This is a genomic window from Maribacter caenipelagi (assembly GCF_004364175.1).
GTDB lineage: Bacteria > Bacteroidota > Bacteroidia > Flavobacteriales > Flavobacteriaceae > Maribacter > Maribacter caenipelagi.
Genome location: NZ_SNZW01000011.1, coordinates 471,239 through 487,356 on the forward strand (window position 1 = coordinate 471,239; position 16,118 = coordinate 487,356).

The window sequence follows — 16,118 nt, forward strand, 5'->3', positions numbered from 1 at the left end:
AATTAATTTTAAGGCAAAAGTTAACTTAGAAAAAGAAGCTTTGAAAATAAGAAAAACTCAAGATTGGTTAAAAGCTAATCACCATAAGCTTTGTTCTTCCATTAAAAAGACAGAGTGCTATAAATGGAGTAGGTGGCTTAAAGATAAGCGCACACATGTATTTCCTTGTGTGTGCGAGACTAGAAATGACGACTGCATTTTTGCAGAAACGTATTATAGAGTTTGGCAGGTAGGTCAATTGTTAGAACAAGAAGATATGTTTGTTAATGCACTCTTGGAGTATGAAAATATGAAAGGAGATAAAGGTTTTCACAAACGATGGCTCAATAACTACAGTAGCTTAGGAGAGAACATTTTTTTATTGGAAGAGAGGGTTAAAATTGCAATCCAAAAAGATCCTTATGTTACTGCCGAAGTTATTCTGCCAAGAGAGGAAATTAAACACCTTTTGAAATTTAAGGAAGTATATTGGTCTTGTGTGTAAGTTTCAATATCGGAGTTAATATAATAGTTTAAGATTTCAGATTATCCGATTTAGTCTGCTTTTCTATATATAAGTTTGCAACGAATTTTGGATAAATATATAGAATTCGGGTAAAGGTATATAACGGTTATAGTGTAGAGTTTTGAAAATTCTCGAAGAAATCTAGGTTTTACTTTTGAGTTTTGAATATAATTTTTAAAAGCTTTTTTTGATATAAAAAAGTATTTAAAAGGTGTAGAAAAAGGAGTACATACTTATTGTAAAGGTGCCATTGGAAGTTATTGCAAGTTGCGACTGATTGAAAATTAGATAATTAGAGCATCTGACTGTTAATCAGAGGGTCCTTGGTTCGAGCCCAAGAGGGGGAGCAAAAAGCGAAATCCAATCTATTTATTTAGGTTGGATTTTTTGTTTTTGGTCAATATTGAGGCTGGTTTGCGCTAGTTTGTCATGTACTTTTACTTTTTTCTATAAAATCTACTTTTCCAGTTTTTAATTAAAATTAGGTATTCGATTCGGTGCCCCATTTAATATTATAGGTATCCTACTTTTTAATATTCTAAAGTAGATAACGTCTTTTCTATTTGGTAAAATATATCGCCAATCTTTTTCAATATCTTTGGTATACACTCCTATTGTTTTTATTATATAAAATATGTCAAACTATTTAATTACCGTAAACGAAGAAGAACTACACTGCAACAGTAACGATGTTGCCATTTTAGATAGTATTAAAGTTGATGCAAAAACACTTCATGTTTTGGATAAGAATAGGGCTTTTGAGGTAGAAATACTTCATTCCGATTTTTTGAACAAGACCATTTCACTTTCAATTAACGGAAATATATATGAGGTTAAACTTGAAGATAAATACGATCAGCAAGTCAAAAAAATGGGATTGCTGGCTGTTACCAGTCATAAACTCAATGAAGTAAAAGCTCCAATGCCCGGCTTAATTGTAGATGTGATGGTCAAGGTTGGTCAAGAGATAGTAGAAGGCACTCCGTTATTCGTCTTGTCTGCTATGAAAATGGAAAATATTATCCTGGCGCAAGGTGAGGGGACAGTAAAATCTATTGAAATTAAAAAAGACGATGCCGTAGAAAAAGGACAGCTGATTATTGAAATGGAGTAGAAAAACACGAAAGTGATAAGAGGAAACTCTTGAAATTTAGATGTAAATCGTTTGGAATTAAATCTCGATTATCGAGTAAATTAAGTTTTAATGAAAAAAATACTAATTGCCAACCGTGGTGAAATCGCTTTAAGAATTATGAAGACTGCCCAGAAAATGGGTATTAAAACAGTTGCCGTTTATTCAGAAGTAGACCGACATTCTCCCCATGTAAAATTTGCCGATGAAGCAGTTTTATTAGGACCTGCACCTTCATCAGAATCTTATCTGGTAATGGAAAAGGTAATTAATGCAGCTAAGGTAACAGGTGCAGAAGGTATTCACCCGGGTTACGGGTTTTTAAGCGAGAATGCTGTTTTTGCGCAAATGGTCGAGGATAACGGTATTGTCTTTATAGGGCCCAAACCTCATGCAATTAAAGTTATGGGGAATAAACTAGCTGCAAAAGAAGCGGTACGTGATTATGACATTCCAATGGTGCCAGGTATAGAAGAGGCCATTACAGATGTTGCTTTAGCAGAAAAAGTAGCGAAAGAAATAGGATTTCCAATTTTAATAAAAGCTTCTGCAGGTGGTGGTGGTAAAGGTATGCGTGTGGTTGAGAACTTAAAAGATCTGCCAGAACAAATGGATAGAGCTATCAGCGAAGCACTAGCTGCTTTTGGCGATGGTTCGGTTTTTATTGAAAAATATGTGGGTTCGCCCAGACATATAGAAATTCAAGTACTTGCAGATACTCATGGTAATATTGTTCATTTATTTGAACGGGAATGTAGTGTGCAAAGAAGGCATCAAAAAGTAGTAGAAGAAGCTCCTTCAGCAGTACTTACTCCGGAAATTAGAAAGAATATGGGTGAAGCTGCTATCAAAGTAGCAAAAGCATGTGACTACGTTGGTGCAGGTACGGTGGAGTTTTTACTAGACGAAAATAAAAATTTTTATTTCTTGGAAATGAATACGAGGTTGCAAGTAGAGCATCCGGTTTCTGAGTTAATTTCTGGTATTGATTTAGTCGAGCAACAAATTAAAGTAGCTCGTGGTGAAAAGCTATCTTTTACCCAAGATGATTTAAAAATAAAAGGTCATGCTCTTGAGGTGCGTGTGTATGCAGAAGATCCGTTGGCTAATTTTATGCCGAGCATAGGTACATTATCAACATATAAAACTCCGGTTGGTGATGGTATACGCGTTGATGATGGTTTTGAAGAAGGTATGGAGGTCCCTATTTACTATGACCCTATGATTTCTAAGTTGATTACTTATGGAAAAAATAGGGAAGAAGCTATACAATTAATGATAAAAGCAATTGACAACTATAATGTGGAAGGTGTTTCCACAACCTTGTCTTTTGGCAAATTTGTATGTGAACATGAAGCCTTTACTTCAGGAAATTTCAATACACATTTTGTCAAGAATTACTATTCTCCAGAGCATTTAGAAAAGCAATATGCTGTAGAAAGACGAATAGCAGGTTTAGTAGCACTAAAGTTGTATTTAGAAAATGATAAAACATTAAAAATTCCGTCTAAAGTATCTTCGAATTGGCAGAAGAGTAGAGCTTAGAATTGCAAATTGATTTGAAAAATTAGAATGAAAGATAATAAACAAATACTAGCGGAGAAACTTGCATTGGCAAATTTGGGTGGTGGTCAAGAACGTATTGATAAACAACATGCCAAAGGAAAGTTAACTGCTCGTGAACGTATTCATTTTTTGTTAGATGAAGGCTCATTTGAAGAAATGGGTGCTTTGGTTACTCACCGTACTAAAGATTTTGGTATGGAAAAACAGGTTTTTTACGGTGACGGAGTGGTCACAGGTTATGGAACTATTAACGGGAGACAAGTTTGCGTTTTTGCACAAGATTTTACCGTTTTTGGTGGTGCGCTGTCAGAGACCCATGCAGAAAAAATTTGCAAAATTATGGATATGGCCATGAAGATAGGTGTTCCTATGATTGGTTTAAATGATAGTGGGGGTGCCAGAATTCAGGAAGGTGTACGTTCGCTTGGAGGCTATGCCGATATTTTTTATAAAAATGTAATGGCATCGGGAGTAATTCCTCAGATCTCTGCCATAATGGGGCCTTGTGCCGGTGGGGCGGTGTATTCACCTGCTATGACCGATTTTACCCTAATGGTAGAGAATTCTAGTTATATGTTCGTTACCGGCCCAAATGTTGTTAAAACGGTGACGAATGAAGAGGTGACCTCAGAAGAACTGGGTGGTGCATTAACGCATGCAACTAAATCTGGTGTAACGCATCTTACGGCAGCTAACGATATTCAATGTATCAATCAGATTAAACAGATGATTAGTTACATGCCTCAAAATTGCGAGGATAAAGCAACCGATATACCATTTGAGCCAGGTAATGAAATTCGTGATGTACTAGAGGATATTGTTCCTGAAAATGCAAATCAGCCTTACGATATGCGTAATGTTATCAACGGAATCATAGATCAAGATTCATTCTTTGAAATTCACGAAGCGTATGCCGATAATATCGTTGTCGGTTTTGCAAGGTTAGGTGGTAAAAGTATTGGTATTGTTGCTAATCAGCCCATTAGTTTGGCAGGTGTTCTAGACGTTGATAGTTCTAAAAAGGCAGCACGTTTTACTCGGTTTTGTGATTGCTTCAATATTCCACTTTTAGTATTGGTTGATGTACCAGGATTTTTACCAGGTACTGATCAAGAATGGAACGGTATTATCACCAACGGTGCAAAATTGTTATATGCTTTAAGTGAAGCAACCGTACCTAAAGTAACGGTAATTACCAGAAAAGCTTACGGGGGTGCGTATGATGTTATGAATTCGAAACATATTGGTGCCGATTTAAATTATGCTTGGCCAGGTGCAGAAATTGCGGTAATGGGAGCCAAAGGTGCAAGTGAAATAATTTTTAGAAAAGAAATAAGTGCTGCCGATGATCCAGAAGCAAAATTGGCAGAAAAAGAGGCTGAGTATGCAAAACTATTTGCAAACCCTTATAGTGCGGCGCAAAGAGGTTTTATAGATGAGGTTATTTTACCAAAGGATACCAGAAGAAAATTGATAAAAGCATATACTATGCTCGAGAATAAAGTTGCTACTTTACCAAAGAAGAAGCATGGCAATATTCCATTATAATCTATTCTTGCCTTTTTAAACCATTAGTGAAGAATCCCTAACAATTAAACTGGTCTTAATTTCAACGGTTTTAGTGTTTACTTCGTTGGTAGGGCTTTCTATTTCTTCAATTAAGAAACGAACCGCTGTACGTCCAATTTTGTCACCGGGTTGATCTACTGTGGTCAAAGCCGGACTCACGATGGTAGAGTTTATGGAATTGCTAAAACCTACTACAGCTATTTCTTCAGGTATTTTCACTTTGAATTTGTGTAGCGCCTTAATAGCTCCGATAGCTGCATTATCTGTAATGGCAAAAATCGCATCAGGGCGTTTCTTCATGCTTAATAGAATATTAGTCAATCGTCTTCCGTTTCCTAAAGAAATATCTTCTGTACTTAAAATAAGCTTATCGCGCACTGGTATGCCATATTTGTTTAATGCCCTTAAATAACCAGCGAATCTTTTTTCAGAATTATAAGAGTTCTCGGTTTCTTTAATAATAGCAATACGTTGTTTGCCCAGTTCTATTAAATGTTCAACAGCATTAAAAGCCGCTTCTTCTTCATTGATAACAACTTGGGTGCATGGTATTTTACTCGATACTTTATCGAACAGAACTATAGGTATGCGATTTAATATTTTTAATATTTCTTCAACGTTGGTTGTCTTTCTTGCCAAAGACATCAATACACCATCTACACCAAATTGTGTCATGGTATTTAGCATTTCTACTTGTTTGACCTCGTTATTGTTTGACTCTGAAATAATCACACGATAGCCGCGTAGTTCAGCTTCCTCCAAAATTCCCTTTAAAATAGTTGAGGTAAACAAATGAGATATGTTGGGTACGATTACACCGAGTATGTGAGTTTCACGAGAGCGAAATCCTCTGGCAAATAAATTGGGCACATAATTCATTTGCTTGGCTAGCTTTCTAACCCTTTCTTTAGTGTCTTGGCTAATATCTGGGTGGTCGTTTAGTGCTCTAGAAACTGTCGAAATAGATAAGCTTAATTCTTTAGATAGCTCTTTTAATGTGGTATTTCTCTTTTTGCTCATAATTGAAAATCAATGAATTATGATGATTTTGTTGTAATTACAATACTACAAAATAAATTGCAAACGTTTGCACAAACGTTTGCATTGAAATTCGGTTAATTTTTGGTTAACAGAATGCTATATTCATATAATTTGGTCTCATAATCAACGATTTGATAATTTGAATCGACTCAACTTAAAAAAAACTCAAAAATTATGAAGAAAATTATTTTTGCGGTAATCGGACTTCTATTCAGTGCAGGCTCCTTTGCACAGACCGATATTTCAGGAACCGTAACAGACAGTTCAGGAGAACCTATTCCCGGTGCTAATATTTTAATAACAGGTAGTACATGGGGTACAACATCAGATTTTGATGGTAATTTTGCTTTTTCAACAGACCTTACAGGTGCTCAGATTTTACGTGTATCATATATAGGGTTTACATCGGTAGATAAACCTTTGACTTTAGACGGTACCGCACAAACGGTAAATGTTGTGCTTCAAGAAGGTGGTCAGTTATTAGATGAGGTAGTTTTAACGGCTTCTAGTACTTTCCGTTCTCAAAAGCAGGCTCCTTTATCTATTAGCTCTGTAAAAATGAAAGAAATTACTAAGCTATCCGCCAATAGTCAGGCAGATATTCTTAGAAGTGTACCGGGTATTACCGCTGAAGGTGGTGGTGGTGAAACGGCAAGTAACATATTCGTTAGAGGTTTGCCTTCTGGTGGTCAATATGTGTTCAACCCTTTGCAGTACGATGGTATGCCTTTGATTAGTTCTTTCGGGTTAAATTCTTCGGCGCATGATGTTTATGCAAGACCTGATATAGGTTTTAAAGGTGTTGAATTTGTTCGTGGTGGTGCAGCTGTATTATACGGTGCAGGTTCTGTTGCAGGTATTATTAACTACACTAGTAAAACGGGTGATACAAACCCTGGTAACATTATTAATATTGAAGTAGCCAACCAAGGTAGAATTAAAACAGATTTCTATTCTGGTGGTCAACTAGGTGGTGAAGATTCTAATACGTACTATGCTTTTACAGGTTTTGTACGTCATGATAGAGGTCCTATAGATGTAGGTCTTCCAACAAAAGGTGTTCAGTTTAGAGGTAACATCAAAAAGAAATTCGATAACGGTTCTTTTACTTTAAGCGGACAGTTTATTGACGATAAGGCACAATTTTACCTTCCAATACCATTAAGTGGTGGTAGCAGAGAGCGTATAAATGGTAATGACGGTAACCCAGTTGAACAATTGTTATCTGGTGACTTGGCGAACACTTCATTCAATACTCCTGGTGGAACATATAACAGTCCTATTGCAGATGGTGTTGCAACTACAGGTGGTTATATTATGGGTGATTTCAATTAAAGATTTGATGACGATCTTAAATTGACTTCTAAAATCAAGTATGCTAATTACAAGCATAATTTCGCTCTTTATGTAGGTGGTAACGGTGCTAACGGAAATCCTATTACACTTGATAATTATGTAGAAAGTATCGCTCCTGGTAATTTAGGGTATACTGCAGCTTACCAAAGTGGATCAGACTCTCAAATTAATGGTAATGACCTAGTAATCGATAATTTACATGTAGATCGTTTACGCCCTATGACAGATTACTCTGGTGAAATCAATTTGACAAAATCTATTGAAACAGCAAACGGTGGTAACCACAACATAACTGTAGGTTCTTATATTGCTCGTACAGAAGCTGAGGATGTTAACTATCAGTATAGAGTATTGACAGAATTCAACAATAATCCGCAATTGGTAAACTTAAATTATACCGATGCCAGTGGTAATAATGTAGTGTATTCTCAAGGCGGTCTTTATAACCGTATTGGGCAGACAGCTAACAATTTTCTTTCTCAAAACAGACTTGCACTTTATGTAACTGATGAGATGGTTTTAGACAGATGGCGTTTTGATGTTGGTTTTAGATGGGAACATACAGATGGTATCAACAGTCGTGGTGATATTATGAGCGAAACCGTTTATTCTACTCCAGATATTACTACAGAACTTAGCGATGTACAAACAGCAGATGGTTCGTTCTTAAGAACTGAGGTCAACGCAAGTGCTTGGGCCTTGTCTTTAGCTGGTCTATATGAATTGACAGAAACAACCAATCTATATGCTAACTTCTCTAAAGGATATTTCTTTCCACAATTAAGAGGTTTCGCTCCAGTACCTGGTATTTCTGAAAGCCCTTACGATGCTGAAAATATTATTCAATTTGAGGCGGGTGCCAAATTTGGTAACGAGAAATTTTCTGGTTCTGTTGCAGGGTATTACGTAGGTCTTAAAGATCGTGTATCTATTCGTCAAGCAATCGTAGGTGGTCAATTAATAGATGAGACAAGAGCAGAGCAAAACACAAGAACAATAGGTATTGAAGCCACGGGAGATTATTCTCTTGCACAGTACTTAAATCTTCGTGGTAATGTAACATATCAAAACCATGAGATCACAAAAAATATCGATTTCGATTTAGTTAACGGTACTTCTACAGAAGCTAATGTAGGTAACGAATTGGCAAGACAGCCTAACTTATTGGGCGGATTGGGATTATACTATGATAATGCTGCTTTCGATGCAAATTTCGGATTTAACTATACTGGTGCAAAGTTTACAGATGATACCAATAATATAGAATTAGATGCTATTACCATAGGTAGATTAGGTGCCGGTTATACATTCTCTAAAGAGGATAACAACAATTCGGTTCGTTTAGGGGTATCGGTCTTTAATTTATTTGATAGTGACGGAATTACAGAAGGGAACCCAAGAGCAGGTTCAGCAGGTCAAACGGAATCTCAATTCTTTGTAGGTAGACCAATTTTACCTAGAAGATTGTTCGTAACGGCTACTTTCAATTTCTAAAAATTTGTGTTGTTAGTTTAAGTTTAAATGATGAGCACATTGGTGGTTGGAGAATTACCAATGTGTTTTTTTACTCGATAATCGAGATTTAATTGCTCCGACGCTTGAGTCGAAGTGATAATTATTTTTCAATTCAAAACCTAGTGGGTTAGCCCCAAGGTTATTTATGAGATAATATGAAGCAAGAATTATATAAAAAGGCAATTGCAGTATTAGATGCAAATTTTCAAGACGGAGGTTTTACCATACCAAGCGCAGGGCTGTATCCTTTTCAATGGAAGTGGGATTCTGGGTTTATCGCTATCGGTTTTGCCCATTATGATGTAGAAAAGGCAAAAACGGAAATGAGAACATTGTTAGATTCTCAATGGGGAAACGGATTTATACCGCATATCGTTTTTCATACGGATAACGATTCATATTTCCCCGGAGCAGATTTTCATCAATCTGAATTGCACCCTTTGTCATCAAAAAAGTATAGATCTACAGGTATGACGCAACCACCAGTTTCTGGTTTTGTGTTGCAGGAAATGCATCGTATTGCAGAAGATAAAGATGATATGTTGAGCTTTATCAAAGAAGAAATCGATAAGGTTTTTGATAATCACGTGTATTTCTATGAAAATAGAGATCCCCAAGATGAAGGTTTGGTCTACATCTATCACAACTGGGAATCTGGTACCGACAACTCACCTGTTTGGGATGATATCTGGGATACAATGAATCCGCCAGAGTATAATTTTGTACGAAAAGATACCACCCATGTAGACGCTTCTCAACGTCCTTCAAAAAGGGAGTATGATCACTACCTGTATATCATAGATATTGCTAAACAGAATAATTATGACGATTGTAAAATAGCGGAATTGTCTCCTTTTTTGGTACAAGATCCATTGTTCAATGCCATGCTAATAAAATCGAATCAAGCGCTTATAGAATTATATGAATTAATTGGTGGTAATGAAGAAAAAATTAAGACCCTTTTAAATTGGCAAGCTAAAAGTATCAAGAGTTTTAACGAGAAGTTATTTGATGTTGAACTGGGTGCCTACGTGCATTATGATTTAAGGAATGAAAAAGCTATTCGACATATTACGTCTTCATCGTTTTCACCTTTGTTCGCAAATATTCCTTCGCCAGAAAGAGCTAAAGTTTTGGTGAATACCATGATGGATAAATTTGGAGGAGACGATAGGTACCTATGCGCATCATTCGACCCTACAAGCGATCGATTTAATCCAAGAAAATACTGGAGAGGTCCTGTTTGGATTAATATGAATTGGATGCTTTTTCTAGGACTTAAGAATTATGGTTTTCTTGATGTAGCCGAGCAAGTAAAGAAAGATAGTATAGAGCTGATCGAGAGATATGGTTTCTACGAATATTTTGACTGTAGAAAAGATACTGGTGATGAAAACACCACCGGATATGGAGGTAATAATTTCTCTTGGAGCGCAGCTTTGTTTATTGATATGGTGAATACACCATAGTATTGTTATAAATTGATTTAAAGGTTTAAAAATGAACTACATTAACTATTTTTTAATCGGATTTTACATAATATGTATAATTGGAGTGAGCCTTTTGATTAAAAAAATTAAAACTAGGATATGAATTACGTTGATTACATTATTATTGTTGTTTACCTAGTTGGGTTTTTAGGTTTGGGCTTCATGTTCAAGGATAATAACACGGGTGGAGATTACTTCTTAGGTGGTCGTAAAACATCATGGTTGCCTTTAAGCTTGTCTGCAATGGCTACCCAATTATCTGCTATCAGCTTTATATCGGCTCCTGCATTTGTTGGCCTAAAAGATGGTGGTGGTATGCAATGGCTAACCTATGAATTAGGTGTTCCCTTGGCTATGGCCTTTTTATTAATTGCAGTATTGCCAACGTTATATAAATCAGGAATAGTTAGTGTTTATGAATATTTAGAAACACGATTCGATGCTTCTTCTCGATTATTGATAAGTTTTGTTTTTCAAATAAGTAGGTCTGTAGCTACCGGGGTTATGGTGTATACCATGGCGTTAATTTTGCAAGCTACTATAGGATTAGAATTTTGGATCTCTATTTTAATTATTGGTCTTATTACCATGATTTATTCTTTTCAAGGCGGAATGAAAGCGGTTATCTGGGGAGATGTTATTCAAATGAGTATTCTATTTATAGGTATTATCATTTGTTTGTATTTCGGATTTAGTGAGCTTGGTGGAGTAGATAATTTTCTAACTCATGTGGATACCGATAGAATTACAGCGGTAGACTTTAGTAAATGGGGCTTTAATAATGCAGATGGAAATGATGAATTTGGATTTTGGCCCATGGTCATAGGCGGATTCTTTCTATATGCGTCCTATTACGGTACAGATCAAACCCAATCGCAACGATTGTTATCTTCAAGTAGCATGTCTAACCTTAAAAAATTGATGATGGCAAACGGATTACTTCGTTTTCCGTTTACATTAACTTACTGTATAATGGGTCTTGTGTTGGGTACGTTATTATTGCAAGATGTAACTTTTCAAGAGCAAATGGAAACTGTTTATCAAGCGAATATTGGCTCTCTAGCAGGTAAAAAGGCAGATTTAATGGTGCCGGTTTTTATAATAAAATATTTGCCTAATGGTATTATCGGTATATTGATTGTAGCTATTATGTCGGTAGTAATGTCAACTTTAAGTTCAACGGTAAATTCACTTTCTGCCGTAACGATGGAAGACTTCGTAAAAAGGTTCAACCCAAACATGCCCGATAAAAAATACATGACCTATTCAAAACTCTTATCCATTTTTTGGGGTCTAGTATGTCTGTTCTTTGCGTTTTTTGCAGGTAATATTGAAGGTACGGTTATAGAAGTAATCAATAAAATAAGTTCTGTTTTCTATGGTCCTATTTTGGCTGCTTTCATTTTAGCGATTCTTACGAAGAAAAGGCATGCACTTGGTGCGAATATTGGTATAGTGGTAGGTGTATTATTTAATATTTATGGCTATACGTACCACAAGTTTTCTGGTTCTGGTGGAATGCGCTGGGTTGCTTGGTAACGGTATTGGTGGCACTAGCGGTGAGCTACACCGTTAAGAGAACGGTAAACGAAGGGTTAAAAGTAGCATACTATTCAGGTAAAAAAGAAGTGTTGATATTGATTGCTTATTTTGTAGCCATTGTAGCGTTCAGTGTTGCATTACCGAATATTTTAAATTAATCTTACAACGATGAAATTTGTAATAGCACCAGATAAGTTTAAAGGCTCCTTAACCGGTTTCGAATTTTGCGATGCCGTAGAGGAAGGACTCCGAATGGTGTTCAAAGATGCCGAAATTTTAAAAAGACCATTGGCTGATGGTGGTGATGGTACAATGGAAGTCGCAAAACATTATATAAAAGGAGAAAAGGTTGCAGTTACGGTAAACGACCCGCTTTTTAGACCCATCAATGCTTCCTATTTATATTCTGACGTAACAAAAATCGCCTACATAGAAATGGCTGAAGCATCAGGATTAAAATTGCTTTCCGAAGATGAACAAAACTGTATGGAAACTTCAACTTCGGGCACAGGAGAACTTATTTTTGATGCATTGGAAAAAGGTGCTTTAGAAATTATTTTAGGTATTGGTGGTAGTGCTACCAATGATGGTGGTATGGGCATGGCAAATGCTTTGGGATATCGATTTTTAGATGAGGAAGGACAAGAATTGTCACCTGTTGGTAAAAATCTCTCTGAGGTTAAAACAATTGATGATTCCAGTAAACACCCACAACTTGACAAGATAACCGTAAAAGTGGCATGTGATGTTACCAATCCTTTTTACGGGCTTCAAGGTGCCGCTTATATTTATGGTGCGCAGAAAGGTGCTTCTGAAAATGAGATTATATTTCTAAACCAGGGTTTGTGCAACTTTGCCGAAATTATTAAAAATTGCTATAAAATAGATTTACAAAAAGTAAGTGGCGCCGGTGCAGCCGGTGGTGTTGGTGGCGGTGCCCATGTTTTTCTAAAAGGCGAATTAATTTCCGGGAATAATTTGGTAAAAGAATTGGCAGATTTTGATAATGCCATTAAGGGAGCAGATTGGATTATTACCGGTGAAGGTCAGTTAGATGAGCAAACGCTTTCTGGTAAGACTATAGATGGAGTTATGAAATCTGCCAAACAACAGAATATACCCGTTGCTGCACTTTGTGGATCGGTAAGTATAAGCGTGACGCAGCAACAAAAATTCGGACTCGCCTATGTTTCTTCCATTGTAAGAGGCATTTCTACTCTAAAAGAAGCCATGGAAAATAGTAGAGAAAATCTTGTAAACGCTACCTTTAATTTTGCAAGTCTGATTAAATAGTTTTGAAATTATACTTAGAACATTAATTTAAATTTTTGTCTGTTACTTCAATTTCCTTAATTATTGTTAAAGGCTTACCATACGTTGTAAACCCGTTCAGTATAATCTCATAGGTACCTTCTAGATCAGAGGTGAAAAATTCAAACTGATAATCGCTATCACTGATGTTGAAGGTTGGTTTCCAGAATAGCATTCTTCTATAATCTGGAATTCTATCATAAGAATCATCTTCTGACTGATAAGATTGTATAAAATAGTTCTTTTTGGCTACGGGTTGCCGAAAAGGAACTACTAAACTATTTTTAGATGTATAGGTTTCTAGAAAATCACCTTCAAAAGTTTCAATGGAAATTATACCTTGATATTCTTTTTGACCTAAACGAAATTGATCTCTTGTCAAGCTTATTTTTTCAATATTTCGAGCATCATAGGTTCTTATTTGTTCATGATGAGGTATGAATACCCCGTCTATTAAAACTATGGCTGGGAAGTCATTATATTCTTCATCATAAGATTTAAAATCTTGACCGATTCTTATATAGGTGTCACTGGTATTCGCTTTTCTAAAGCCTGCAAAGTTTACAACTTCTATCAATGTTTCCTCAAGGGTTGGGAAACGCGTGTATTCATCTAGAACGATGACTTCTGGTATACCCCCATTAAAAATATCTATGGGATTGCTTTGTAAAATAGAATCTGGTTTTGCACCAAAGAACTGATTTTCTATTTGGTTCAATACACTCCTGCCGGTAATATAATCGGCTAGCTCTTTTGATAACCTGAAATTTGCGAATGATAGTTCGGTTAGGTCAATATGACTAGGTTTACCTTTCTCTATAGTATACGTTTCGCTTTGATCTGCAACCTGTATTACCGCCATTGGATTTTTACGGTCTTTGCGTATGTAAGAATAGAAATTTCCATTTTGGTCGGTTTTTGAAAACTTCAATAAAGATTCCTTTCCGGGAATAGAAATTACAACGGGAAGGTTCTCAGCAGGTAATCCTGAGTTAGCGTTTGTTACGGTGCCGTAAACTAGTTCTCCTCGTTGTTCAGGCAAGAAGATGCTATCACCAATAGTTTGTTTGATTTCCTTGTCTGCATTGAAGTAGGCATTGCCATATGTAATGGAATTTAATGCGGACGGAACATCTATTTCTTCTTTTCTTTTCACTTTTAAGGTATATGAACCATGTCCTAAAGCTCCTTTGTAATTTTTTATGGATAAGTTCACTTTTTCTCTAGGGAGATACGATGCTTTTGGAGTTTTTAGTGTAATAATCGATGAGTCTGAAACTGATATTTTTTCTAAAGTGTTTTTTTCTACGTTAGGTGGTGTTTTATTCAATAATGGAGCTTGATCGGCTAAATATGGGTTGATAATGATTATATCGTCTTTAAAAACCTGCGATATACCGGAATTTTTCATCCACTGGGTGTAGCCTAAAAGTTTATATCTACCTGATGGCATATCGGTCGTGATAAAAAAGTCGCCATAGCCATGACCTTTGTTCAGTTTTACTTTATGTTCAAAAACGTACTCTCTTGCTTCGTTGACGAGGCTTACATACCCAACTGTACTTATATTGGTAGGGTTATTGGTTTGGGCATTAAAACAGTGAATAGAGTAATATAAATACTCACCAGAAAGTACCAGAGGACCGTTATGATCAATATATGCTTTCTCTTGAGGAACCTTTTTTAGGTTTAAAAGGTCAGTTCCGTCTTTGATGACATATTGGGCATGAACTATGCATGTGGTCAATAGTACAATAATTGCTATAATTTGATTTGTTTTCATAATCAGAGTTTATTCTACCCAAAAATCTGGTTTTATATTACTACCCAGTACCGTGCAATCTCCGCAAACTTTGGGAACGAAGATGTGCGGACCATCACATTGACCGTCATTAAAATTTGGCTTTACATAACTTATTAAATCAAGATCCACTTGTTGAATAATGGATTGTGGACAAGGGTTTGGTCCTCTGGGACCACTAAAACAAAAGGAGACATGAGATTCCGGTGCGGTCAATTCACTGCAATTAAAAGGATACGGGGGTAATTCTTCTTCTGGATAAAAATCGTTATAGTTGAAAAACACCCTACTTTTTGAAACAGATACTACATCAAAAAAACCTATGACAGTGCCCTGTATGCCATCGTCTGATGATATATTACCCTCTAAAAACCCTGGTTGTATCTGTGAAAATATATTGCCCGATTGACTAAAACTGTTCAGTTGGTTATAAAAACTATAAGATGCAGAACTGGATACCAGTTGAGATACTTCGATACTGTATCTATGGCTTATTATGAAATTCTGTTGATCTAAAAACCTGACCATAAATTTTTGAACGTTGCTATTTAAACTGCTTTGTTGTGTTTGTATAATGGTATTAGAAAGGTTATTTCCATAACAAACCTGTTGTTCTTCTTCTCGTTCAACAATTTCAAGGTCATAAGTTACTTCTGGTAAAGCGCAGGGTTCATAATTTGTCAATTTAAATTCATTAGGTGACCAATTAGGGGCTATAATTTTATACGTTTCATTATAAGTATAGCGTAAGTTCTGAACGGATCCCGTTTCTACATTGTTGTCCACAAAAATCCCAATACCTTCTGCGCCAGATTCACTGGTAGTTTTTTTCGCATATATATTTGAAATACTTGCCAAACCTTCAATTTCCATGTTGGAAGAAGTGTATGTTTTGCCATCGGAGGTTATTATGTTCAACTGATATGAATTTCCCATTTCAGCAGCAAATTCAATTTCGGATTCATAAATACCCGGACTGGCTTCATTAAAAGAATATGTGGTGCCATTACTGTTTTCAATTGAAACCGTAGCATTGGTTTCATAGCGTACCAAATCTCTATTAATATCTCGTATGGGTGTGTAAGGGTTGTAAACGGAGTCTATACCTAAGTCTACCAAAGTGTCCATTCTGCTTAATGCTACCGTATGGTTTTTTAGCTCGTTGGTAAGAACGGCCTCAACAATTAATATTTTTAAGATTTCATCATCTGCGGCTATACCCAAATCAACTTCTTCAATACATGAGGCTAAAGTGGAAATGCAAATTATAAATAGAATTAACTTTTTCAT

13 protein-coding genes are annotated in these 16,118 nt (G+C 36.1%); 10 read left to right on the forward strand and 3 right to left on the reverse strand.

What is annotated here, in order from left to right; translation table 11 throughout:
* The first annotated feature begins 40 nt into the window (after positions 1-40).
* From DFQ03_RS02845 to DFQ03_RS02860, 4 genes are all read left to right on the forward strand, one after another.
* On the forward strand, positions 41-484 hold the full coding sequence (locus DFQ03_RS02845; RefSeq protein WP_133671512.1) for a hypothetical protein: 444 nt from the start codon (positions 41-43) through the stop codon (positions 482-484).
* Between the two features lie 655 nt (positions 485-1,139).
* Entirely contained in the window at positions 1,140-1,619 is a 480-nt protein-coding gene (locus DFQ03_RS02850) for a biotin/lipoyl-containing protein (RefSeq protein WP_133671513.1), read from the forward strand.
* A gap of 90 nt (positions 1,620-1,709) precedes the next feature.
* Positions 1,710-3,182 carry an acetyl-CoA carboxylase biotin carboxylase subunit gene (gene accC, locus DFQ03_RS02855; RefSeq protein ID WP_133671514.1) on the forward strand — a complete coding sequence of 491 codons (1,473 nt, stop codon included), beginning with the start codon at positions 1,710-1,712 and terminating at the stop codon, positions 3,180-3,182.
* Positions 3,183-3,209: 27 nt separating this feature from the next.
* Complete coding sequence (locus DFQ03_RS02860) at positions 3,210-4,751, forward strand: acyl-CoA carboxylase subunit beta (protein WP_133671515.1); 1,542 nt, start codon at positions 3,210-3,212, stop codon at positions 4,749-4,751.
* A 15-nt stretch (positions 4,752-4,766) separates the two neighbouring features.
* Here DFQ03_RS02860 and DFQ03_RS02865 read toward each other — a convergent pair whose 3' ends face one another.
* Positions 4,767-5,792, reverse strand: coding sequence for a LacI family DNA-binding transcriptional regulator (locus tag DFQ03_RS02865; protein ID WP_133671516.1), 1,026 nt, complete (start codon positions 5,790-5,792; stop codon positions 4,767-4,769).
* Positions 5,793-5,987: 195 nt separating this feature from the next.
* On the opposite strand from DFQ03_RS02865, the gene DFQ03_RS18985 reads away from it, so the two are divergent.
* The 6 genes from DFQ03_RS18985 to DFQ03_RS02885 all read left to right on the forward strand — a co-directional run bounded on the left by DFQ03_RS18985 (position 5,988) and on the right by DFQ03_RS02885 (position 13,009).
* Positions 5,988-7,148 carry a carboxypeptidase-like regulatory domain-containing protein gene (locus DFQ03_RS18985; RefSeq protein WP_243834400.1) on the forward strand — a complete coding sequence of 387 codons (1,161 nt, stop codon included), beginning with the start codon at positions 5,988-5,990 and terminating at the stop codon, positions 7,146-7,148.
* 21 nt (positions 7,149-7,169) lie between these two features.
* Positions 7,170-8,663, forward strand: coding sequence for a TonB-dependent receptor domain-containing protein (locus DFQ03_RS18990; RefSeq protein WP_243834401.1), 1,494 nt, complete (start codon positions 7,170-7,172; stop codon positions 8,661-8,663).
* Between the two features lie 176 nt (positions 8,664-8,839).
* On the forward strand, positions 8,840-10,153 hold the full coding sequence (locus DFQ03_RS02875) for an MGH1-like glycoside hydrolase domain-containing protein (protein ID WP_133671517.1): 1,314 nt from the start codon (positions 8,840-8,842) through the stop codon (positions 10,151-10,153).
* Between the two features lie 120 nt (positions 10,154-10,273).
* Positions 10,274-11,713: a sodium:solute symporter family transporter gene (locus DFQ03_RS02880; RefSeq protein WP_243834402.1), complete on the forward strand. Its 1,440-nt coding sequence runs from the start codon at positions 10,274-10,276 to the stop codon at positions 11,711-11,713.
* Between the two features lie 8 nt (positions 11,714-11,721).
* On the forward strand, positions 11,722-11,874 hold the full coding sequence (locus tag DFQ03_RS18995) for a hypothetical protein (RefSeq protein WP_243834403.1): 153 nt from the start codon (positions 11,722-11,724) through the stop codon (positions 11,872-11,874).
* Between the two features lie 10 nt (positions 11,875-11,884).
* Complete coding sequence (locus tag DFQ03_RS02885) at positions 11,885-13,009, forward strand: glycerate kinase (protein WP_133671518.1); 1,125 nt, start codon at positions 11,885-11,887, stop codon at positions 13,007-13,009.
* Positions 13,010-13,031: 22 nt separating this feature from the next.
* Here the strand turns inward: DFQ03_RS02885 and DFQ03_RS02890 are convergent, their stop codons facing one another.
* Both DFQ03_RS02890 and DFQ03_RS02895 read right to left on the reverse strand, forming a co-directional pair.
* Positions 13,032-14,810 carry a hypothetical protein gene (locus tag DFQ03_RS02890; protein WP_133671519.1) on the reverse strand — a complete coding sequence of 593 codons (1,779 nt, stop codon included), beginning with the start codon at positions 14,808-14,810 and terminating at the stop codon, positions 13,032-13,034.
* Between the two features lie 9 nt (positions 14,811-14,819).
* On the reverse strand, positions 14,820-16,118 hold the full coding sequence (locus tag DFQ03_RS02895; protein ID WP_133671520.1) for a DUF4249 domain-containing protein: 1,299 nt from the start codon (positions 16,116-16,118) through the stop codon (positions 14,820-14,822).